Below are 21,069 nucleotides of genomic sequence, written 5' to 3' on the forward strand. Positions count from 1 at the left end.
AACTGCAGAGCCACTCTAACGGAAGAAGGTTCCCGGAGGGGCTCATCCATGGCTCCAAATGCATCGGGATTGCCCTCGATGCCTTGGGCCGGTTGGTCGGAGCGAAAGGATTCGAACCTTCGACCCTCTGGTCCCAAACCAGATGCGCTACCAGACTGCGCTACGCTCCGACGCGGCCATTCTAACGGCCGTCCCGAGGAGGACACCATGGCGATCCGCATCGTGAGGCTGGGCACGCCGCGCGCACCCGGCGAAGGGCTGCGCATCGGCACCGTGCGGCGGCCGCCGCGCGGCGTGCCGAAGGAACGCTTCGCGCGCGACGACTGGTACGACGTCTGGTACCCGAACCTCGCGCCGAGCGCCGAAACGATGCAGCTCGGGCTGGCCGCGGAGGATGACCGGCAATGGGCCGCGTTCACGCGCAAGTACAAGGCGGAGATGGCGCAGCCCGATGCGTCGCGCACCCTCGACCTGCTCGCCGCGCTCTCGCACACGGCGCAGTTCGCGGTGGGCTGCTACTGCGAAGACGAGTCGCGCTGCCACCGCTCGCTGTTGCGAGGCTTGCTCGAACAGCGCGGCGCGAAACTGGACTGACTCAGCGCGGCTTCTGCGCCTTGTTCGGCTTCTGCGCAGCCTGCGCCTGCGCGTACGGCATGCACAAGCCCATGTAGCGGACCATGCCCATCGGGCAGTCGGGCATCAGATTGCTGCCCGCACCCATCTGGCTGGTCGGCATCGCGGCGGGATCGACGCCCCCGCCCATGGCCGCGAGTCCCGCACTGCCGCTGCCGCCAACCTGGCGCTCGACGTCGATCCGTGCATTGGGACTGGTGTTGCGGCCCACGCGGGCGTCGCCCTCCGAAGCGACGCCGCTGTTTGGCGCCGAAGCTTCGGTCGGTCGCGAGACCTGGGTCGGCGCGCTGGGCCGCGACGCGGTGGGCGGCAGGGCCTCCAGGCTCGACGTGGCCGAGCCTGCCTGGGTGTTCATGGTGGCGCTGCTGGTCGCCGTCTGTGCCAGCGAGGCGGCGCTGGCCGCTGCGAGGCAGGCAGCGAGTGCGAATCGGCCGGTGGCCATCATCGGATGCTCCTTCATGCTGGCCCAGCAGCATCGATGCTGGATGGGCTCGCTCGCGTGGGACGCGACGCAGCGCGGGCGTAGGAGCCTGCCTGCGCCGCGTCGCCTATGCGGCCTTCTTACTGGCTGCGTTCGTGCTGCTTCTTGGCCTGTCCGGGAGGCATGCAGCCGTTGTCCTTCTTGGCCAACCCGGGTGGGCAGTCGCGCGCGGTGCTGCCCGAGTGGGTGTCGGCCGAACTGCCCATCGCGCCGGTACCGCTGCTGGACGTGCTGCCGCTCGTCGTGGAGCCCGGCGTGCCCAGGTAGATGTTGTTGGTGTTCGACGCGGTCGAGCCGGACGTGCTGCCGCTCGTGGATCCGGCGGTGCTGCCCGCGCTGCCGGTCGTCGACCCCGACGTCGTGCTGTCGGTGTTGCCGGTGGTGCTCGTGGAGCCGGTCGAGCCCGTGGTGCCGGACGAACCGGTGCTGCCCGTCGTACCGGTGCCGCCCGAAGCGCCCATCGCGCCCGTGCCCGAGCTCGATCCGCTGCCCGGGGTGCTCATCGTGGGCGTCGTCGACCTGGACGGCGTGGATTGCACGATGGCCCCGCCGCTGGCGCCGAGGGTGCCGTTGGTGGTGGCGCCCTGGCCGGCCGTGGCGGCCGCGTTGTTGCTGGTGGTCGCGGTGCTGTTGGCCGTCTGCGCGTACGCGCCGCCGGCGACCAGGGATGCGACCAGCAGGCCGAGTAGTTTGCTCATGCAGGAATCTCCTTCAGGTGGAGCCGCGGCGCGATGGATGCGCCACGGCATGCCGCCAGCATGGGCTGCGCCATGAGAGCGACCGGTCGGACGTGGGAAAGCATCCCAGTCGGGCATCTCCCACCCGGCGTCGGACATGCCTTGCGCTGAGCCACGACGAAAAAAAGCCGGCTTGCGCCGGCTTCGCTCGGTCGGGTCCTGCTCAGAGCTTCACGTACTCGTACTCGACCGGCTGTGCATTGATGCCGCGGTCGGGCGGTGCGATCCAGCCGGCCATCTTGCCGGGCTCGACCACGCGTTGCTGCAGGCTCTTGACGAACGCGATGTCCTCGGCCGTCGGCAGCCACTCGTCCTTGCGCGCCTCGAACTCGGCGGCGCTGATCGGGTTGCCTTGCGGATCGGTGTGCAGGCCCGCCCATGCACCGACGCTGCGGCGAAACCGCGTGGAGGGCAACTTGAATTCGAACGGCACCCCCGCGCGCTTGACCGTCATGTTCCAGCGCGTGACGCCGATCGCGCAATCCTTGGCGTATTCCAGGCGCGTGATCTCGTTGATGCCGTTGCGCACCGAGATGGCCTCGTCGCGCACGCCGCCCTGCCCGTCCGGCACCTGGATGGTCATGCTGGTGCCGTTCTCGAGGTGGTCGGCGAAGCGCGCTTCGTCGGGGCGGCCCTTGATGCCGTTGCTGAAGTAATTGGCCGCGTTGGAGGACGCCTCGGAGCCGAAGAGGTCCAGCGAGCTGGTGAACCAGAAATTCATGAACTTCTGGATCGTCGGCAGGTCGACGGCGCCGGCCTCGCGCACCTTCTTCCAGTCGTCGGTGTCGAGTTCCTTCATCACCTCCAGCGACCGCTTGATGACGCGGCCCACGCCCGTCTCGCCGACGAACATGTGGTGCGCTTCCTCGGTCAGCATGAACTGGCAGGTACGCGACAGCGGATCGAACGCGCTCTCGGCCAGCGACTTCAGCTGGAACTTGCCGTCGCGGTCGGTGAAGTACGTGAACATGAAGAACGACAGCCAGTTGTCCATCGGCTCGTTGAACGTGCCCAGGATGCGCGGCTTGTCGGGGTCGCCCGAGTGGCGCTCCAGCAGTTCCTCCGCTTCCTCGCGGCCGTCGCGGCCGAAGTACGCGTGCAGCAGGTACACCATCGCCCACAGGTGCCGGCCCTCTTCCACGTTCACCTGGAACAGGTTGCGCAGGTCGTAGAGCGACGGCGCGGTGTGGCCCAGCAGGCGCTGCTGCTCCACCGACGCGGGCTCGGTGTCGCCCTGCGTCACGATCAGGCGGCGGAACGTGGAGCGGAACTCGCCCGGCACTTCCTGCCAGGCGTCCTGGCCCATGAAGTCGCCGAAGCCGATCTTGCGGCCCTCCTGCTGGTCGGCCAGGAAGATGCCCCAGCGGTAGTCGGGCATCGGCGTGTAGCCGTACTGCGCCCAGCCCTTCGCGTCGACGCCGACGGCGGTGCGCAGGTAGACGTCGTTGGCGCGGAAATCGCTCGGCCCCATCTCGTCCCACCAGCGCAGGAAGGCGGGCTGCCAATGCTCCAGCGCGCGCTGCAGCTGGCGGTTGTCCGCGAGGTTGACGTTGTTCGGGATCTTGGCTTGCAGGTCGATCGTGCTCATGTCAGTTCCTTCAGATGCGCTTCCAGTCGAAGCGGGCCTTCTTGCCGGTGCCGAACAGCTTCAGCGCGCCCTCCTCGCCGACGGCGTTGGGGCGGATGAAGATCCAGTTCTGCCAGGCGGAGAGGCGGCCGAAGACACGCGTCTCCATGGTTTCCTTGCCGGGGAAGCGCAGCGACGCTTCCATGCCGGTCAGGGCGTCGGGCGACAGCGACGCACGCTCTTCGAGCATCAGGCGGATCTCGTCGTCCCAGTCGATGTCGTCGGGTGCCAGCGTCACGAGGCCCAGTTCCAGCGCACGCTCGGCCGCCAGAGGTGCATCGCCGATGGTGCGCAAGGCGTCGATCACGGCGGCGTCCTCGCAGAAGCGCGTCTGCAGCCGCGTGAGGCCATTGACCTCCGGGTAGCGCCCGAAGTTCGCGGGCGACAGGCGCAGCACCGGCGCTTCGTCGGGGGCATCGCGCAGTTCCAGCATGTAGATGCGATCGCAGGCCAGCGCGAGTTCGTAGAACGTCCCCGCGAAGCACGAACCCTGGTCCACCAGCGCGATCAGGGATCGGCTCGTGACGTCCAGGCGCGCCAGCGTGCGGCGCAGCAGGCCGAGCGTTTCGCGCACCAGCCAGTGGCCCTTGTGCGCGTCGAGCACGGCATCGGCTTCCAGCACGCGCTGCGCGTCGCCGCGCGTCTTCAGCACCCAGGTGCCGATCTCCAGCTCGTTGGTGCGCAGGTTCAGGATGGCGTCGTCCAGCTCGCGCGCGAGCTTCAGCGGCCACCATGCGGCGCCCGCAGTGACGATCGCATCGGGCGTCGACTCGATCGCGGCGGCGGGGGCCTGCACGGTGATCGTGGCCACGCGCGTGTCGCGATCGACCTGCACGTCGACCAGCGAGTAGTGGTAGCCCTGCTCGTCGATCGTGCCGGCCACGGGCGGCAGCTCGATGCCCTTGGCGGGGCCCTGGCGAGTCGACTGCTGGCGCAGCGCGGCGACTTCGGCGTCGACCAGTTGCGGGAACTGCTGCGGCTTCGCGAACGCGTCGATCAGCTTCCATGCCTGGGCGCGGTCGGCACGCACGCCTTCGCTGGTGGTGCAGAAGATGTCGGCGAGGTCGCGGCGCACCTTGCGCTTGTCGGTCACGCGCGTGAGGCCGCCGGTGCCCGGCAGCACGCCCAGCAGCGGCACCTCGGGCAGGCTCACCGTGGAAGAGCGGTCGTCGACCATCACGATGCGGTCGCAGGCCAGCGCGAGTTCGTAGCCGCCGCCGGCGCAGGCGCCCGTCACGGCCGCGACGGACTTCAGGCCCTCGTGGCGCGACGAGTCCTCCAGGCCATTGCGCGTCTCGTTGGTGAACTTGCAGAAGTTCACCTTCCAGGCGTGCGTGGACAGGCCCAGCATGTAGATGTTGGCGCCCGAGCACCAGATGCGGTCCTTGCCCGACTCGAACACGACGACCTTCACGCCGGGGTGTTCGAAGCGGATGCGGTTCAGCGCATCGTGCAGTTCGATGTCGACACCCAGGTCGTACGAGTTCAGCTTGAGCTTGTAGCCCGGCTTGATGCCGCCGTCCTCGTCGATGTCCAGCTTCAGGCGCGCGACGTCGCCGTCGACCGTCAGCTCCCAGTGGCGGTACTTCGAGGGATGGGTGTCGAAGCGCACCAGTTCACGGTCCCCCTGCTGGAACAGCAGCGGCTCAGTCATCGCATTCATGCGGCTTCCTTTTCGGGCGTCGGCACCTGGGGCACGGCGCGCCCGAGGTCCTTGAGGGATTGCTTGACGCTGCGGTGCGCGGTGTCGATGACGGCATCGGCGCGCGCATACAGCGGCTCGCGGCTGGCAAGGATGCGGCGGATGTCCTCCATCGCCTCCTGCGTCGCGCCGCGCGTGGTCTCGAACGGCCGCGTGTCGCCCTGCGCGACGACGCGGCTCATGTGCTCCTCGGGACTGGCCTTCAGCCAGACGCAATAGAAGTGGCTTTGCAGCAGGTCGAAGGTCTCGCGCTCGCTGACGATGCTGCCGCCGGTGGTCATCACGACGCCTTCGGCATGGTCCTCGGCGATGCGCAGCAGCGCGCGGCGCTCGTAGCGGCGGTAGCCGGCCTGGCCGTGCAGCAGCAGGATCTCGTTCATGCTGGTGCCGGCCTCGCGCTCGATCTCCCGGTCCAGCTCGACGAAGGGCACGGCGCGCTCGGCGGCGAGTTGCGCGCCCAACGTCGACTTGCCGGCGCCGCGCAGGCCGATCAGCGCGATGCGGCGCTCCCGCCCGTGCGCGTCACCGAAGCCGAAGGTACCCGCCAGCATGGCGTGCGCCTGCTCCAGCTGCGCCTCGTCCAGGCGCGACAGCAGCTGGTGCAAGCGCGCCAGCGCGGGACGAGGTGCGTCCTGCAGCAGCTCGAGGATGGTGATGTTCAGCGCGCCGGCGATCGCTTCCAGCGAATTGATCGATGTGTTGCCCTTGCCGCCCTCCACGTCCGCCAGGAAGCGCTCGGACAGGCCCGAGTCGTGGGCCAGCTGCTTGCGCGTCATGCCGCGCCGGGCGCGCCAGGCCCGCACCCGTGCGCCGAGCTCGGCCAGCGTCGTGCTGCTGTCGGGGTCCGCCATGGTCTGCAGGCTAGGGCTTGGGGATTGCACGGGGTTTGATCTGCGTCAACACTTGCAGTATACTGCCGCCATCCCGCATGTCAAGCAGTTTACTGCATGCTTTTGGAGGCCCGATGAAACTCAAGATCCTGGTCGGCACGATGACCAACACCGCCGAGTACGTGGCGCAGGCGATCCAGATGGATTGCGCCGACCTGGTGGGCGAGATCGAGATCGTGATGATGGACGGCCTCGACAGCAGCGCCTTCGACGAAAATGCACTTTATCTCATCTGCACGTCGACCTACGGCTCCGGCGACGTCCCGGACAACGCCCGCGGCCTGTACGACGCGCTGGACACGCAACCCAAGTTCCTCGGCCACGTCCGCTACGGCGTGATCGCGCTGGGCGACCGCACCTACGTGCAGACCTTCGCGTTCGGCGGCAAGAAGTTCGACGAGCGCCTGCAGGGCCTGGGCGCGCACCGCATCGGCGACGTCTGGTGCCACGACGCCAGCGCGGGCACGATGCCCGAGGAAGAAGGCACGGCTTGGTGCCGCCAGTGGCTCACGCAGGCGTTGGCCGACGAGAAGGTCACGGCGTAGCCGTCTTCCCGGCGAGCGTCGGGAACAACACAGAGGAGACACATGCGCCTGAGCCACGCCGACCATTCCGCCAGCCCGCCGCGCGTGGAGATTCCGCGCGACTACAACGCCGCCCACGACCTGCTCGAACGCAATGCCGCGCGCACCGGCAAGCTGGCGTTCATCGACGCGGTGTCGGGCGCACGGCTCACGTATGGGCAGTTGCGCGAGCAGGCGCACCGGTTCGCCAATGCGCTGCGCGACATGGGCATCGCGCCGGAATCGCGCGTGCTGGTCGCGATGCACGACACGGTGGAGTGGCCGGTCGTGTTCCTCGGCTCCATCCTCGCCGGCGTGGTGCCGGTCGCGGCCAACACGTTGCTCACCACGCAGGACTTCGAATTCATGCTGCGCGACTCGCGCGCGCAGGCGCTGTTCGTCTCCAGGGCGCTGCTGCCGGCGTTCGAATCGCTGGTGGGCAAGGTCGACACGCTGCGGCATGTCGTGGTGGCCGGCGGCGACGGTGAGCACACCGTCGCGACGATGGTCGCGGCCGGCAGCGACCGGCACTCGGTCGCCAGCACCACCAGTGACGACGCGTGCTTCTGGCTGTATTCGAGCGGCTCGACCGGCACGCCCAAGGGCACCGTGCACCTGCATTCGCACCTGGTGCAGACCGCCGAGCTGTACGGCCGCGGCGTTCTTGGCATCCGCGAGGACGACGTCGTGTTCTCCGCGGCCAAGCTGTTTTTCGCCTACGGCCTCGGCAACGCCCTCACCTTCCCCATGAGCGTCGGCGCCACGACGGTGCTGCTGCCGTCGCGGCCGACGCCGGCCGACGTGTTCCGCGTCCTCACGCAGCACAAGCCGACCATCTTCTACGGCGTGCCCACGCTGTACGCCGCCCTCCTCGCCGATGCGACGCGTCCCAAGCGTGCCGACGTCACGATGCGCGTGTGCACGAGCGCCGGCGAGGCGCTGCCGGCCGACATCGGCAAGCGCTGGACCGCCGAGTACGGCTGCGAGATCCTGGACGGCATCGGCTCGACCGAGATGCTGCACATCTTCCTGTCCAACCGGCGCGGCGAGGTGCGCTACGGCACCACCGGCAAGGCGGTCCCGGGCTACGACCTGCGCATCGTCGGCGACGACGGCCGCGAGTGCGGCACCGGCGAGATCGGCGAGCTGCAGATCAAGGGACCGAGCGCCGCGCTGATGTACTGGAACAACCGCGCCAAGACGAAGGCGACGTTCTGCGGGGAGTGGACACGCAGCGGCGACAAGTACACGCGCGACGCCGACGGCTACTACACCTATGGCGGCCGCAGCGACGACATGCTCAAGGTCGGCGGCATCTACGTCTCGCCGTTCGAGGTCGAGGCCACGCTCATGACGCACTCCGCGGTGCTCGAGGCGGCGGTGATCGGCGTCGCGGACGCGGACCAGCTGGTCAAGCCCAAGGCCTACGTGGTGCTCAAGCCCGGCCAGTCCGCCAGCGAAGCCGACCTGCAGCAGCACGTGAAGTCGCAGCTGGCGCCCTACAAGTACCCGCGCTGGATCGCGTTCGTGCCCGAGCTGCCGAAAACCGCGACGGGGAAGATCCAGCGCTTCAAGCTGCGGGCGGCGTCAGGCGCCTGAAGGCTTCCCTCGGGGAAAGCCATGGTGCGCCGCAGCGGCGCGTTTGCTACAAAAGCACACCAAGCCAAACCACGGACCGGAGACACAACATGACCACCCGCCGCCTCGTCCTCACCCGCAGTGCCGCCGTCGTCGGCGCCGCTTCCGCCGGCCTGCTGCTGCCGCAGATCGTGCGCGCGCAATCGAACAAGGTGCGCGTGGGCTTCATGCTGCCCTACACCGGCACCTACGCGCAGCTTGGCGTCGCCATCGAGAACGGCGTGCGCATGGCGCTGGAAGAAAAAGGCGGCAAGCTGGGCGGCCGCGAGATCGAGTGGTTCAAGGTGGACGACGAGTCCGAGCCGTCCAAGGGCGTGGAGAACGCCAACCGCCTCGTGCAGCGCGACAAGGTCGACGTGCTGATCGGCACCGTGCACTCGGGCGTGCAGATGGGCATCCAGCGCGTCGTGCGCGACAGCGGCACGCTGTGCATCATCCCCAACGCCGGCGTGCATGCCGCGACGCGTGCCCTGTGCGCGCCCAACGTGTTCCGCACCTCGTTCACCAACAGCCAGCCCACGCTGGCCCTTGGCAAGCCCATGTACGACAAGGGCGTCCGCAAGGCCGTGTGGATCACGCACAAGTACGCGGCGGGCGACGAGGCGTTCGAAGGCTTCCGCGACAGCTTCACCAAGGCCGGCGGCACCATCGTCAAGGAACTGGGCCTGCCGTTCCCGCAGGTCGAGTTCCAGGCCCTGCTGACCGAGATCGCCTCGATCAAGCCCGACGCCGTCGCGTGCTTCTTCGCCGGCGGCGCGGCCGTGAAGTTCATCAAGGACTTCGCCGCCGCGGGCCTGAAGGACAAGATCCAGCTCTGGGGCTCGGGCTTCCTGACCGAAGGCGTGCTGGACCAGGCCGGCCCCGCCGCCGACGGCATCATGACAACGATGCACTACAGCGACTCGCTCGACACGCCGCGCAACCACCAGTTCCGCACCGCGTACGCCACCCGCTTCAAGATGCAGCCCGACGTGTACGCCGTGCAGGGCTACGACAGCGGCCAGCTCCTCATGGCCGGGGCCAACGCCGTCAAGGGCGACCTGGGCAACAAGCAGGCGCTGTACAAGGCCATGGAGTCGGCCACCATCGACAGCCCGCGCGGCAAGTGGACGATGAGCAAGGCCCACAACCCGGTGCAGGACATCTACCTGCGCCGCGTCGAGAACAAGGAGAACAAGGTGATCGGCGTCGCCGCCAAGGCCCTGTCCGATTCGGGCGCCGGCTGCAAGATGGGCTGAGCGCGCACCACCTGCTTCCCTGCGGGGGAGGCGCGAGCCTCCCCCTTTTTCTTGCCCGCGGATGACCCTCACCACCTACCTGCTGTACCTGCTCGCGGTCACCGTGCTGATCGTCACGCCGGGACCGACGATGCTGATGACGCTGTCGAACTCGCTGGCCCTCGGGCCTGCGCGCGCGCTCGCGTCGCTCGGCGGCGCCCTGGCGGCCAACTTCGGGATCATGGTGCTGTCCGCGCTCGGCCTCGGCGCGCTGCTCGCCGCTTCCGCCACCGCGTTCACGGTGTTGAAGGTCGCCGGAGCCGCGTACCTCATCTGGCTGGGCATCCGCACCTTCCGCGGCACCGGCTCGCTCGACTTCTCCGGCACCGCGGCACCGGGACGCGGGTCGCTCTTCATGCAAGGCGTGCTCGTCGGCGCGAGCAACCCGAAGTCGCTGCTGTTCTTCACCGCCTTCTTCCCGCAGTTCATCGAGCCGTCGGCGCCGTTCGCGCCGCAGTTCCTGCTGCTGTCGCTGACGTTCGTGGTCGGTGACTTCCTGGTGCTCGGCGCCGCGGCGTTCGGCGTCGGCCGCGTCCGGCCCTGGCTGCAGCAGGCGCACGTGGTGCGCTGGATCCAGCGCACCTGCGGCGGGCTGTTCGCGCTGCTCGGCGCGTTGCTCCTGTTGTCGCGCCGTCCCGCCTGATGGACTTCGCCAACTTCCTGATCCAGCTGCTCAACAGCGTCCAGTACGGGCTGCTGCTGTTCATGCTCGCCGCGGGGCTGACGCTCATCTTCGGGATCATGGGCGTGGTCAACCTCGCGCACGGCAGCTTCTACATGCTGGGTGCCTACCTCGCGTGGTGGCTCTCCAGCAGCACCGGCAGCCTGGTGCTGGCCATCGTGCTGGGCGCCGTGCTCGCCGCGGTGTTCGGGCTGGTGCTCGAACGGCTGCTGTTCCGCCACTTCTACCACCGCGACCACCTCGACCAGGTGCTGCTCACCTTCGGCCTGATCTACGTGTTCGAGGAACTGCGCTCCATCCTGTGGGGCGACGACGTCCATGGGGTCACGATCCCCGACGCGCTCTCGGCGTCCATCCCGCTCACCGACACGCTGTCGTATCCCGTGTACCGCCTGTTCATGTCGGGTGTGTGCATCGTGCTGGCGATCGGGCTGTACGTGCTGATCTCGCGCACCCGCCTGGGCATGCGCATCCGCGCGGGCGCGTCCAACCACGCGATGACGGAGGCGCTGGGCATCAACGTCAAGCGCATCCACGCGGTCGTCTTCGCCATCGGCGTCGCGCTGGCCGCGGTCGCCGGGATGATCGCGGCGCCGATCGCCAGCGTGTACCCGAACATGGGCTCGCAGGTGCTGATCATGTGCTTCGTCGTCGTGGTGATTGGCGGCATCGGCTCCGTGCGCGGCGCGCTGGTCGCCGCCCTGCTGGTCGGCGCCGTCGACACCTTCGGCAAGGTCCTGCTGCCACAGGTGTCCGGCATGCTGGTCTACATGCTGATGGCGGCGGTGCTGCTGTGGCGCCCCGAGGGCCTGTTCAAGCAATGAGCGCCGCCAAGTCCCACCTCGAGGTGCTGCCCCGGTCGGTGCAGGCCGTGTTGCTGGTCGCGCTGGTCGCGCTCGCCGCGGTGCCGTTCGTGGCCAGCGACTTCTACGCGCAGATGGTCGCGCGGATGATGATCCTGGCCATCTTCGCCATGAGCCTGGACCTGCTGCAGGGCGTCACCGGCCTGGTGTCCCTGGGCCACGCGGCGTTCTTCGGCATCGGCGGCTACGTGCTGTCGCTGGTGTCCTCGGACGCCGGCGCCGTCAGCCTCTGGTGGACGCTGCCAGCGGCGGTGGCGGTATCGGCGCTGTTCGCGTTCGTGATCGGCTTCTTCGTGGTCCGCACCCACGGCATCTACTTCATCATGGTCACGATGGCGTTCGCTCAGATGCTGTTCTACCTGGTGTTCGACAACAAGGAGCTTGCGCTGGCGGGCCTCAAGCTGCGCCTGGGCGGCTCCGACGGCATCTACATCAACTTCAAGCCCGACGCCTCGTTCTTCGACCTGGAGAACAAGACGGTCTTCTATTACTTCACCCTCGCCTGCCTGCTGGCGGTGTACGCGTTCCTGCGCCGGCTGCTGTGGAGCCCGTTCGGCCGCACGCTCGCGGGCATCCGCGTCAACGAGCACCGCATGCGCGCGCTGGGCTACGGCACCTTCGGCTACAAGCTGGCCGCATTCACGCTGGCCGGCGCGCTGGCCGGCCTGGCGGGCTACTTGTGGGGCGCGCAGACCGGCTTCGTGAACCCCGAGCTGATGGGATTCCACATGAGCGCGCACGCGATCATGATGGTCATCCTCGGCGGCATGGGCAACTTCGCCGGCGCCATCGCAGGCGCGTTCGCTTTCGAGTGGCTGCTGCACGTGTTCAAGGACCTGCCGCAGGTCGGCGGCTTCGACGCCGGCAAGCACTGGCAGCTGTGGATCGGCATCTTCATCGTGCTCATTGTCGCGTTCGCGCCGCGCGGGCTGCTGGGCGTCGTCGCGCGCATCGGCCGCAGCAAGGAGGACGCCGGTGGCTGACGAGGTGCTGCTCGCAGCGCGCAACGTCACCAAGCGCTTCGGCGGCCTGGCGGCGGTGAACGACGTCTCGGTGGACCTGTGGCGCGGTCGCATCCACGCGGTCATCGGCCCCAATGGCGCCGGCAAGTCGACGCTGACCAACCTGCTCTCGGGCGACCTGCCCCCCACCACCGGCAGCATCGAGCTCGCGGGCGTCGACGTGACCGGCCGCAACCCGGAACGCATCTCCCGCGCGGGCCTGGGGCGCAGCTACCAGAAGACCAACATCTTCCTGCCGTTCACCGTGTGGGAGAACGTGCGACTGGCCGCGCAATCACGCGCGCAGCATCCCGCAAGCGTGCTGCGCCGGGCGACGGCGTTCACGGAGACGAACGAGCGCGCCGCCCGTGCACTGGATCTGGCGGGACTCGCCGCGCGCCGCGACGCGATCGCCGGCACCATCAGCCACGGCGAGCAGCGCCAGCTGGAAATCGCGATGACGCTGGCCACCGCCCCGCACGTGCTGTTGCTGGACGAACCGCTCGCGGGCATGGGCACCGCCGAAGCCGAGCGCATGGTCGGGCTGCTGCAGCGGCTGAAAGCCGAGCACGCGATCCTGCTGGTGGAACATGACATGGACGCCGTCTTCGCCCTGGCGGACCGCCTCACGGTCATGGTCAACGGCCAGGTGATCGCCACCGGCACGCCCGACGCGATCCGCGCCGATGCGGGGGTGCAGGCCGCCTACCTGGGGGAAGAGCATTGAACTCCCCAACACAGAACCTGTTGATCGACGCCCGCGGCCTGCACACGTACTACGGCCAGAGCCATGTCCTGCGCGGCATCGACTTCCGCGTCGGGCGTGGCGAGACGATCGGGCTCATGGGCCGCAATGGCATGGGCAAGAGCACGCTGCTCAAGACGCTCATGGGGCTGGTGAAGCCGCGAGGCGGCAAGGTGCACGTCACCGGCCGCGACATGACCGGGTGCGCGCCGTACGAGATCGCGCAACTGGGCATCGCCTACGTCCCCGAAGGCCGCGGCATCTTCCCGAACCTGAGCGTCGTGGAGAACCTGCGCATGGCGGCGCGTCCCGGCACGCGCGGGCAGCGCGACTGGACCTACGAGCGCGTGCTGGAGACGTTCCCGCGCCTGGCCGAGCGCCTGTCGCACGGTGGCCAGCAGCTGTCCGGCGGCGAGCAGCAGATGCTCACGATCGGCCGCGCGCTGATGACCAATCCCGACGTGCTGATCCTGGACGAGGCCACTGAAGGCCTGGCGCCGCTGATCGCCCGCGACATCTGGCGCATCTGCGCGCTGATCCGCGAAACCGGCATCTCCAGCGTCATCGTCGACAAGAACTGGAAGCACGTCACGCAGCTGACGGACCGCAACGTGATCCTCGTCAAGGGCGAGATCGTGTACGAGGGCACGTCAACCGACCTGCAGTCGAAACCCGGGTTGCTCTCGCAGCACCTCGGCGTCTAGTCGCCAGTGCCGCCCTGCGGCGGCACCGCAGCAACCTGATCCGGAAGCACGTGGCCCAGCAGTGACGCAGCTCGCGCACGGCTGAGCTGGCTGGTCAGCCGTTCTCCAATGGTTGGCTTCCACATCGGCCCGCGGCCGAGCTACGTCTGCGCCCGAGCCAGCGTCAGCGCATTCGACTCCCACCTGTAGGTCCTCGCCTACGGCATTTCGCCGGTGTTTCCCTCATCCTGAGCGCGCCCCCGACGGAAGAATCTTTGTTCACGCAAGTTACGACATGACGCCTGCGCCCATGCAACCGACGGCCGACGCCAAGCACGTCGCCCCAGCAACCCGGCAGGTGCCGCGGCCGAGCCACCATTTCCGCCAGTTCGACGTGATGGGCGCGCACGTCGACGGCGAAGCCACCCGCTTCACGGTCTGGGCGCCCAACGCGCGCAGCGTCTGCGTGGCCGGCTCGTTCAACGACTGGCACGGCGAACCGCTGCAGCGCATCGAGGACGGCAGCGGCCTGTGGCACGGGCGCGTCGAGGGCGCGCGCGCGGGCGACTTCTACAAGTACCGCATCCAGGGCGCGCACGGCCACTGGATGGACAAGGCGGACCCTTACGCGTTCCGCTGCGAACACCCGCCGGGCACCGCGTCGCAGATCTGGGAGCTGGACCACGCGTGGGGCGACCGCGAGTGGATGGCACGGCGCGGCGAGCGCCAGGCGCACACGCAGCCGATGTCCACCTACGAGGTGCACCTGGGCTCCTGGCAGCGCGAGGAAGACGGGCGCATGCTCAACTATCGCGACATCGCGGTGCGCCTGGCTTCGCATTGCCGCACGATGGGCTTCACCCACGTGGAGCTGATGCCGGTCGCCGAGCACCCGTTCTACGGTTCCTGGGGCTACCAGACCACCGGCTACTTCGCGCCGACCTCGCGCTACGGCACCCCGCAGGACCTGATGGTGCTGGTGGACACGCTGCACCAGCACGGCATCGGCGTGATCCTGGACTGGGTCGGCTCGCACTTCCCGTCCGACCCGCACGCCTTGGCGCAGTTCGACGGCACCGCGCTGTACGAGCACGCCGACCCGCGGCTGGGCTTCCACCCGCAGTGGAACAGCCTGATCTTCAACTACGGCCGCTACGAGGTCCGCGACTTCCTGATCAGCAACGCGCTGTTCTGGCTGGAGAAGTACCACTTCGACGGCCTGCGCGTGGACGCGGTCGCGTCGATGCTGTACCTGGACTTCGCACGCGAGCCGGGCCAGTGGCTGCCCAACCAGTACGGTGGCAACCAGAACCTGGAAGCGGTGCGCTTCCTGCAGGACCTCAACAGCGCCGTGTATGCGCAGTTCCCCGACGTCCACATGATCGCGGAGGAGTCCACCGCATGGGCCGGCGTCTCGCGCCCCGTGCACCACGGCGGCCTGGGCTTCGGCATGAAGTGGAACATGGGCTGGATGAACGACACGCTGCGCTACGTCGAGCGGCCGCACTTCTACCGCCGCTGGCACGGCGACGACATCCGCTTCTCCTCCGTCTACGCCTTCAACGAAAACTTCGTGCTGCCGCTGTCGCACGACGAGGTCGTCTACGGCAAGGGCAGCCTGCTGTGCAAGCAGGCGGGCGACGAGTGGCAGCGCTTCGCCGGCCTGCGCGCCCTGTACGGCTACATGTGGGCGCACCCGGGCAAGAAGCTGCTGTTCATGGGCGGCGAGTTCGGCCAGTACCAGGAATGGCACCACGAGCGCACGCTCGACTGGCACCTGTGGGCGCGGCCGCTGCATGCCGGCGTCGCGCGCTGGGTGGCCGACCTCAATGCGGCGTACCGGCGCGTCCCGGCGCTGCACGTGAACGATTTCGAGCACGAGGGCTTCCAGTGGCTGCCCGTCGACGCCCACGAGCCGCAAACCGTGCTGGCCTTCGTGCGCCGTGGCGCGCCGGGCGATGCCCTGGCCGTCGCCCTCGTGAACATGACCCCGGAGCCGCGGCACGCGCTGCGGCTCGGACTGCCCCATGCCGGCACCTGGCACGAGCTGCTGAACAGCGACGCGCCCTTTTACGGTGGCAGCGGCATGGGCAACCTCGGACGCGTTCACGCGGACGATGCACCGCTGGGCGGCATGCCCGCCAGCGCCACGCTCACCCTGCCACCCCTGGCGGCCCTGGTCCTGGTGGACCGGCCCGTCGATGCAACGATTCCTGGAGGAGAACCCCATGCCCGCACCTAAGAACGTCCTGGCCTTCGTGATGGCCGGCGGCGAAGGCTCGCGCCTTCACCCGCTCACGGCCAACCGCTGCAAGCCCGCGGTTCCCTTCAACGGCAAGCACCGCATCGTCGACTTCGTGCTGTCCAACCTGGTCAACTCCGAGATCTACTCGACCTACCTGCTGGTGCAGTACAAGAGCCAGTCGCTGATCGAGCACGTGCGCCAGACGTGGACCATGGCGCGCTTCATGCCGCAGCACTTCATCACCTGCGTGCCGCCGCAGATGCGCAACGGCCCCGAGTGGTTCCAGGGCACGGCCGACGCCGTGTACCAGAACATCCACCTGATCGAGAGCATGAAGCCGGACATCGTGGCGGTGTTCGGCGCGGACCACATCTACCGGATGGACATCCGGCAGATGATCGACTTCCACATCCAGAGCAATGCCCACGCCAGCGTCGCCACGCTGCCGGTGCGCCTGGCGCAGAGCGACCAGTTCGGCATCGTCGAGATCGACGACAACAACCGGATCACGGACTTCATGGAGAAGCCCAAGACGTGCAAGCCGATGCCGGGCAGCACGACCCACGCGCTGGGCTCGATGGGCAACTACATCTTCAACGCCGACGTGCTGCTCGACCAGCTGCGCAAGATGAAGGAAGACGGCACCAGCGACTTCGGCAAGCACATCCTGCCGTCGATGGTGAAGAGCCACAAGCTGGTGGCGTACGACTTCGACACCAACCACATCCCCGGCACCGAACCGTACGAGGAGCACGCCTACTGGCGCGACGTCGGCACCATCGACGCGTACTTCGAGGCGCACTTCGACACGCTGGGCGCGGCGCCCAAGTTCCGCATGACCAACGCCAAGTGGCCGATCTACGCCAGCCCGGACCAGGCCGAGTCGGCCCAGATCGAGAACGGCGTGATCAACCGCTCCGTCGTCGGCTCGGGCAGCATCGTCGACGGTGCCGCCCTCGACCACGCCATGCTGCGCCGCTCGGTGCACGTGGACCGCGGCGCGCGCCTGGAGCACTGCATCGTGATGGAGCGCACCCGCATCGGCCGCGGCGCCCAGGTGCACCGCGCCATCATCGACCAGGACAACGACGTGCCCGCCGGCGAGCGCATCGGCCTCGACCTCGAGCACGACCGCCGGCGCTTCCACGTGACTCCCAGCGGCATCGTGGTGGTGCCGGCAGGCTACTTCCGCGCGGGCGTGCGCCACGCGACGGTGCCCGCCGCGCGTCCCGCGCTGCGCACCGGCAAGGGCCGGCTGGAGGTGGTCGCATGACGGCGTCAGCCGTCGCAGTCCTCGCCTCCTCCACTCCCCAAGAATCGCAGTTGCCGGACCGGTGCGAACCGGGCCGGCCCTGGCCGCTCGGCGCCACGCTCACCGACAGCGGCGTCAACTTCGCCGTCTATTCGAGCATCGCCACCCGCGTCGAGCTCTGCCTCTTCGATCGCACGGGCACCCGGGAGGTTCGGCGCCTCGTCCTGCCCAGCCGCACGGACGACGTGTGGCATGGCTTCGTGCCGGGCCTGCCGGCCGGCACGCGCTACGGCGTGCGCGTGCACGGGCCGTACCAGCCGCAGCAAGGATTGCGCTGCAACCCGAACAAGCTGCTGCTGGATCCCTACGCACGCCAGCTGGATCGCCCGTTGCGCGGCGGCAGCTGGCAGTACGCGTACACGCTCGGCGGGCCGGCCCGCGACCTGGCGATGGATGCGTCGGACAACGCCGCCGGCGCCGCGAAGTGCGTCGTGCTGGACCCCGCCTTCGACTGGGGCGAAGACCGCCGGCCGCAGGTGCCCATGGCGGACACCGTGTTCTATGAAGTGCACGTGCGTGGCTTCACCAAGCTGATGGAAGACGTGCCGCACGCGCAGCGCGGCACCTTCGCGGGCCTGGCGTCCGAACCCGCGATCGCCCACCTGAAGAAGCTGGGCGTCACCTCGGTCGAGTTGCTGCCGGTGCACGCGTTCAACGACGAGCGCCGCCTGATCGACCTGGGCCTGGCCAACTACTGGGGCTACAACACCGTCGCCTTCTTCGCGCCGGAACCACGCTACTGCGCCGGCGGCGACCCGAACGACTTCAAGCGCATGGTCAAGGCGCTGCACGCCGCCGGCCTCGAGGTGATCCTGGACGTCGTCTACAACCACAGCTGCGAAGGCAACCACCTCGGCCCGACGCTGTTCCTCAAGGGCATCGACAACCCGGCGTACTACCGCCTGGTGCCGGAGGACCGCCGCTATTACTCGGACGTCACCGGCACCGGCAACACGCTGGACATCAGCCACCCGGCCACCCTGCGGCTGATGATGGACAGCCTGCGGTATTGGGTCGAGGAGATGCACGTCGACGGCTTCCGCTTCGACCTCGCGCCCGCCATCGCGCGCGACGGCCGCTACGAGTTCGACCACCGCTCGCCTTTCCTCGCCGCCGTCGCGCAGGACCCGGTGTTGCGGCAGGTGAAGCTCGTCGCCGAGCCCTGGGACATCGGCGACAACGGCTACCAGGTCGGCGGCTTCCCGGCCGGCTGGTCCGAGTGGAACGGCCGCTACCGCGACTCGGTGCGCGACTTCTGGCGCGGCACCGACGGCGCGGTGCAGGAGTTCGCGGCGCGCCTCGCGGGCTCGGCCGACATCTTCGGGCCCTCGCGCCGTAGCCCGGTGGCCAGCGTGAACCTGGTGACGGTGCACGACGGCTTCACGCTCAACGACCTCGTCAGCTACAACGAGAAGCACAACGAGGCGAACGCCGAGGACAACCGCGACGGCGAGAGCCACAACCGCAGCTGGAACTGCGGCGCCGAGGGCGAGACCGACGACGATGAGGTGCTGGCGCTGCGCGAGCGGCAGAAGCGCAACTTCCTCGCCACCCTCTTCTGCTCGCGCGGCGTGCCGCTGCTGCTGGGCGGCGACGAGATGAGCCGCACCCAGGGCGGCAACAACAACGCGTACTGCCAGGACAACCCGGTCAGCTGGTTCGACTGGGGCCGCGAGCGGCGCGAGGACCCGCTGCTCGACTTCACGTCGCAGATGATCGCCTTGCGGCAGGAACTGCCGGTGCTGCGCGACAACCGCTGGCCCACCGGGCAGGCGGACGAGGACGACCGCATCGACCTGTCCTGGTACAGCGTGTGGGGCCTGCCCATGACCGAGGAGGAATGGACCAATCCTTCGGTGCGCTGCATCGCCGCGCTGTTCGATGGCAGGTTCACGCCGGTGAACGGCCAGCCCAGCCTGAGCGTGCTGCTGCTGTTCAACGCGTCCGACGAAGCCGTGATGTTCACGCTGCCGGATGCGGCGGGCGTGCAGGAATGGCGGGTGCGCGTCGACACCGGCGAGGGCCTGTTCACGCACGAGGAGGCCGAGCGCGTGCAGCCGCAGGCGCACCTCGAGCTCGAAGCGCACGCGATGGCGGTGCTGGTGGAGGGCCGCGACGGATGAAGTGCGGGCACGTGATGCGCTTCGGCGCGACGGTGCGGCCCGGCGGCGCCACCGAGTTCCGCCTGTGGGCGCCCGCGGCGCGGTCGATGGAGCTCGCGCTCTACGACAAGCTGGGCGCCACGCCGCACCGCCTGCCGGCACAGCGTGAGAACGACGGTTGGTGGTCCTGCACCGTGGACACCGCCCGCGACGGCCAGCTGTACCACTGGCGCGTGGACGGCGAGCTGGACGTGCCCGATCCCGCGTCGCGCCACAACCCGCACGGCGTGCACCAGCCCAGCCGCGTCGTCGACCCCTTCGCCTTCGAATGGCAGGACGACGGCTGGACCGGCCGCCCGTGGTCGGAGGTCGTGCTGTACGAACTGCACCTGGGCGCGTTCACGCCGGAAGGCACCTTCGCGGCCGCGGCACGGAAGCTGCCGGAGCTGCGCGACCTGGGCATCACGGCGATCGAGCTGATGCCGCTGGCGGACTTCCCCGGCCGCTTCGGCTGGGGCTATGACGGGGTGCTGCCGTTCGCGCCGCATGCCGCCTACGGCACGCCCGAGGACCTGAAGCGCTTCGTGCAGGAGGCGCACCGACTGGGCCTGATGGTGTTCCTCGACGTGGTCTACAACCACTTCGGGCCGGAAGGCAACTACCTGCACCGCTACGCCCCGCCGTTCTTCCATCCGACGCGGAGCAGCCCGTGGGGCGCGGCGATCAATTTCGACGGCGACGGCAGCCACTGGGTGCGCGAGTTCTTCATCCACAACGCGCTGTACTGGATCACCGAGTACCGCTTCGACGGCCTGCGACTGGACGCCGTGCACGCGATCCAGGACGGGAGCCGGCGCCATGTGCTGGAGGAACTGTCGGAGCGCGTGCGCGCCGCCGCGCATGGCCGCCACGTGCACCTGGTGCTGGAGAACGAGAACAACAACCACGAGCGCCTGGCGCTCGAGGCGGAACCCGGCCGCTACGACGGCCAGTGGAACGACGACTTCCACCATGCGCTGCACGTGGCGCTCACCGGCGAGTCGCACGGTTACTACCACGACTACGGCCACGCGCCGGGCGAGCCGCCGCTGGAGCTGCTCGGCCGCTGCCTCACGCACGGCATGCTGTTCGAGGACAGCGCCCGCAAGCCGGGCGGCGCCCGGCAGGAGCCGCGCCCCGCGCCGGCGATCCCGCTCGGCGCGCTGGTGAACTTCGCGCACAACCACGACCAGGTCGGCAATCGCGCCTTCGGCGAGCGCCTCGCGGCCCTGGTCGGCCCCGACGTGGCGCCGCTCGCGACGCTGCTCGCCCTGCTGACGCCGGCCATCCCGATGCTGTTTCTCGGCGAGGAATTCGGCAGCACGCAGCCCTGGCTGTACTTCGCCGACTGGGACGGCGACCTGAAGAAGGCGGTGCAGGAAGGCCGCAAGCGCGAGTTCGGCCACGTCACCAAGGTCGTCGACGGGCGTGAACAGCCGCTGCCCGACCCGTGCAGCGCCGACACCTTCGATGCGAGCCGTCCCGGCGACGGCGAGCGCCGCAGCGAACATGGCCAGCGCTGGCTGGCCATGGTGCGCGAGGCGCTCGCGGCGCGTCGCCAGTGGATCACGCCGCGTCATGCGCACCTGCTCACCGGCCGGCACACCATGCAGCGCGTCGGCGAGCGGGGCCTGGCGGTGCAATGGCGCTACGACGACGGCCAGGAGCTATCGCTGGAAATCAACTTCGGCGCCGCGCCCGTGCAGGCGGCGCCGCAACGCATCGGACCGGTGGAGGCACAGGACGTGTTCCGCCACCGTTGGCCGGCGGAGACGCCGGCGGGCACCTGGCCCGCATATGCCGCGCGCTGGCGCCTGGGACAAGAGATCACGCAATGAGCCGCACGGCC

Annotated in this window: 18 protein-coding genes and 1 tRNA gene; 13 read left to right on the top strand and 6 right to left on the bottom strand. The window is 68.9% G+C overall.

Annotated elements, in window-relative coordinates; all coding sequences use genetic code 11:
* Nucleotides 1-93: 93 nt before the first annotated feature.
* Nucleotides 94-170, bottom strand: a tRNA-Pro gene (locus I8E28_RS12900).
* Nucleotides 171-207: 37 nt separating this feature from the next.
* Between I8E28_RS12900 and I8E28_RS12905 the strand changes: the two genes are divergently transcribed.
* Nucleotides 208-594: a DUF488 domain-containing protein gene (locus tag I8E28_RS12905; protein WP_200788457.1), complete on the top strand. Its 387-nt coding sequence runs from the start codon at nucleotides 208-210 to the stop codon at nucleotides 592-594.
* Nucleotide 595: 1 nt separating this feature from the next.
* On the opposite strand, the gene I8E28_RS12910 is transcribed toward I8E28_RS12905, so the two are convergent.
* The 5 genes from I8E28_RS12910 to I8E28_RS12930 form a co-directional block, all read right to left on the bottom strand.
* Nucleotides 596-1,075: a hypothetical protein gene (locus tag I8E28_RS12910; RefSeq protein WP_200788458.1), complete on the bottom strand. Its 480-nt coding sequence runs from the start codon at nucleotides 1,073-1,075 to the stop codon at nucleotides 596-598.
* Nucleotides 1,076-1,194: 119 nt separating this feature from the next.
* A complete protein-coding gene (locus tag I8E28_RS12915; protein ID WP_200788459.1) occupies nucleotides 1,195-1,812 on the bottom strand; it encodes a hypothetical protein in 618 nt (205 codons plus the stop codon).
* A 202-nt stretch (nucleotides 1,813-2,014) separates the two neighbouring features.
* On the bottom strand, nucleotides 2,015-3,439 hold the full coding sequence (gene boxB, locus I8E28_RS12920; protein WP_200788460.1) for a benzoyl-CoA 2,3-epoxidase subunit BoxB: 1,425 nt from the start codon (nucleotides 3,437-3,439) through the stop codon (nucleotides 2,015-2,017).
* A gap of 10 nt (nucleotides 3,440-3,449) precedes the next feature.
* Nucleotides 3,450-5,141 (bottom strand): 2,3-epoxybenzoyl-CoA dihydrolase, encoded by a 1,692-nt coding sequence (gene boxC, locus I8E28_RS12925; protein ID WP_200788461.1) that lies wholly within the window; start codon nucleotides 5,139-5,141, stop codon nucleotides 3,450-3,452.
* The gene (locus tag I8E28_RS12930) at nucleotides 5,138-6,031 is read right to left on the bottom strand and encodes a helix-turn-helix transcriptional regulator (protein WP_200788462.1); all 894 of its coding nucleotides are present in this window, start codon (nucleotides 6,029-6,031) and stop codon (nucleotides 5,138-5,140) included. The genes boxC and I8E28_RS12930 overlap by 4 nt, the downstream gene beginning before the upstream one ends.
* Nucleotides 6,032-6,144: 113 nt before the next feature.
* On the opposite strand from I8E28_RS12930, the gene I8E28_RS12935 reads away from it, so the two are divergent.
* The 12 genes from I8E28_RS12935 (at nucleotide 6,145) to treZ (ending at nucleotide 21,058) form a co-directional block, all read left to right on the top strand.
* The gene (locus I8E28_RS12935; RefSeq protein ID WP_200788463.1) at nucleotides 6,145-6,615 is read left to right on the top strand and encodes a flavodoxin domain-containing protein; all 471 of its coding nucleotides are present in this window, start codon (nucleotides 6,145-6,147) and stop codon (nucleotides 6,613-6,615) included.
* Nucleotides 6,616-6,657: 42 nt separating this feature from the next.
* Complete coding sequence (locus I8E28_RS12940) at nucleotides 6,658-8,232, top strand: benzoate-CoA ligase family protein (RefSeq protein ID WP_200788464.1); 1,575 nt, start codon at nucleotides 6,658-6,660, stop codon at nucleotides 8,230-8,232.
* An 89-nt stretch (nucleotides 8,233-8,321) separates the two neighbouring features.
* Complete coding sequence (locus tag I8E28_RS12945; protein ID WP_200788465.1) at nucleotides 8,322-9,509, top strand: ABC transporter substrate-binding protein; 1,188 nt, start codon at nucleotides 8,322-8,324, stop codon at nucleotides 9,507-9,509.
* Between the two features lie 61 nt (nucleotides 9,510-9,570).
* Entirely contained in the window at nucleotides 9,571-10,191 is a 621-nt protein-coding gene (locus tag I8E28_RS12950) for a LysE family translocator (protein WP_200788466.1), read from the top strand.
* Nucleotides 10,191-11,054, top strand: a complete 864-nt coding sequence (locus I8E28_RS12955; RefSeq protein ID WP_200788467.1) for a branched-chain amino acid ABC transporter permease — start codon at nucleotides 10,191-10,193, stop codon at nucleotides 11,052-11,054. The genes I8E28_RS12950 and I8E28_RS12955 overlap by 1 nt, the downstream gene beginning before the upstream one ends.
* Entirely contained in the window at nucleotides 11,051-12,076 is a 1,026-nt protein-coding gene (locus I8E28_RS12960) for a branched-chain amino acid ABC transporter permease (protein ID WP_200788468.1), read from the top strand. Before I8E28_RS12955 ends, I8E28_RS12960 begins: the two co-directional genes overlap by 4 nt.
* Nucleotides 12,069-12,821 (top strand): ATP-binding cassette domain-containing protein, encoded by a 753-nt coding sequence (locus I8E28_RS12965; protein ID WP_200788469.1) that lies wholly within the window; start codon nucleotides 12,069-12,071, stop codon nucleotides 12,819-12,821. Before I8E28_RS12960 ends, I8E28_RS12965 begins: the two co-directional genes overlap by 8 nt.
* A gap of 17 nt (nucleotides 12,822-12,838) precedes the next feature.
* Complete coding sequence (locus tag I8E28_RS12970; protein ID WP_239027414.1) at nucleotides 12,839-13,543, top strand: ABC transporter ATP-binding protein; 705 nt, start codon at nucleotides 12,839-12,841, stop codon at nucleotides 13,541-13,543.
* 289 nt (nucleotides 13,544-13,832) lie between these two features.
* Nucleotides 13,833-15,764: a 1,4-alpha-glucan branching protein GlgB gene (gene glgB, locus I8E28_RS12975; protein ID WP_239027230.1), complete on the top strand. Its 1,932-nt coding sequence runs from the start codon at nucleotides 13,833-13,835 to the stop codon at nucleotides 15,762-15,764.
* The gene (locus I8E28_RS12980) at nucleotides 15,751-17,040 is read left to right on the top strand and encodes a glucose-1-phosphate adenylyltransferase (RefSeq protein WP_200788472.1); all 1,290 of its coding nucleotides are present in this window, start codon (nucleotides 15,751-15,753) and stop codon (nucleotides 17,038-17,040) included. Before glgB ends, I8E28_RS12980 begins: the two co-directional genes overlap by 14 nt.
* Before the next feature lie 50 nt (nucleotides 17,041-17,090).
* Nucleotides 17,091-19,202 (top strand): glycogen debranching protein GlgX, encoded by a 2,112-nt coding sequence (gene glgX / locus I8E28_RS12985; protein ID WP_239027231.1) that lies wholly within the window; start codon nucleotides 17,091-17,093, stop codon nucleotides 19,200-19,202.
* The gene (treZ, locus tag I8E28_RS12990) at nucleotides 19,199-21,058 is read left to right on the top strand and encodes a malto-oligosyltrehalose trehalohydrolase (protein WP_200788474.1); all 1,860 of its coding nucleotides are present in this window, start codon (nucleotides 19,199-19,201) and stop codon (nucleotides 21,056-21,058) included. Before glgX ends, treZ begins: the two co-directional genes overlap by 4 nt.
* Nucleotides 21,059-21,069: the final 11 nt, after the last annotated feature.

It is taken from the genome of Ramlibacter algicola (assembly GCF_016641735.1).
GTDB lineage: Bacteria > Pseudomonadota > Gammaproteobacteria > Burkholderiales > Burkholderiaceae_C > Ramlibacter > Ramlibacter algicola.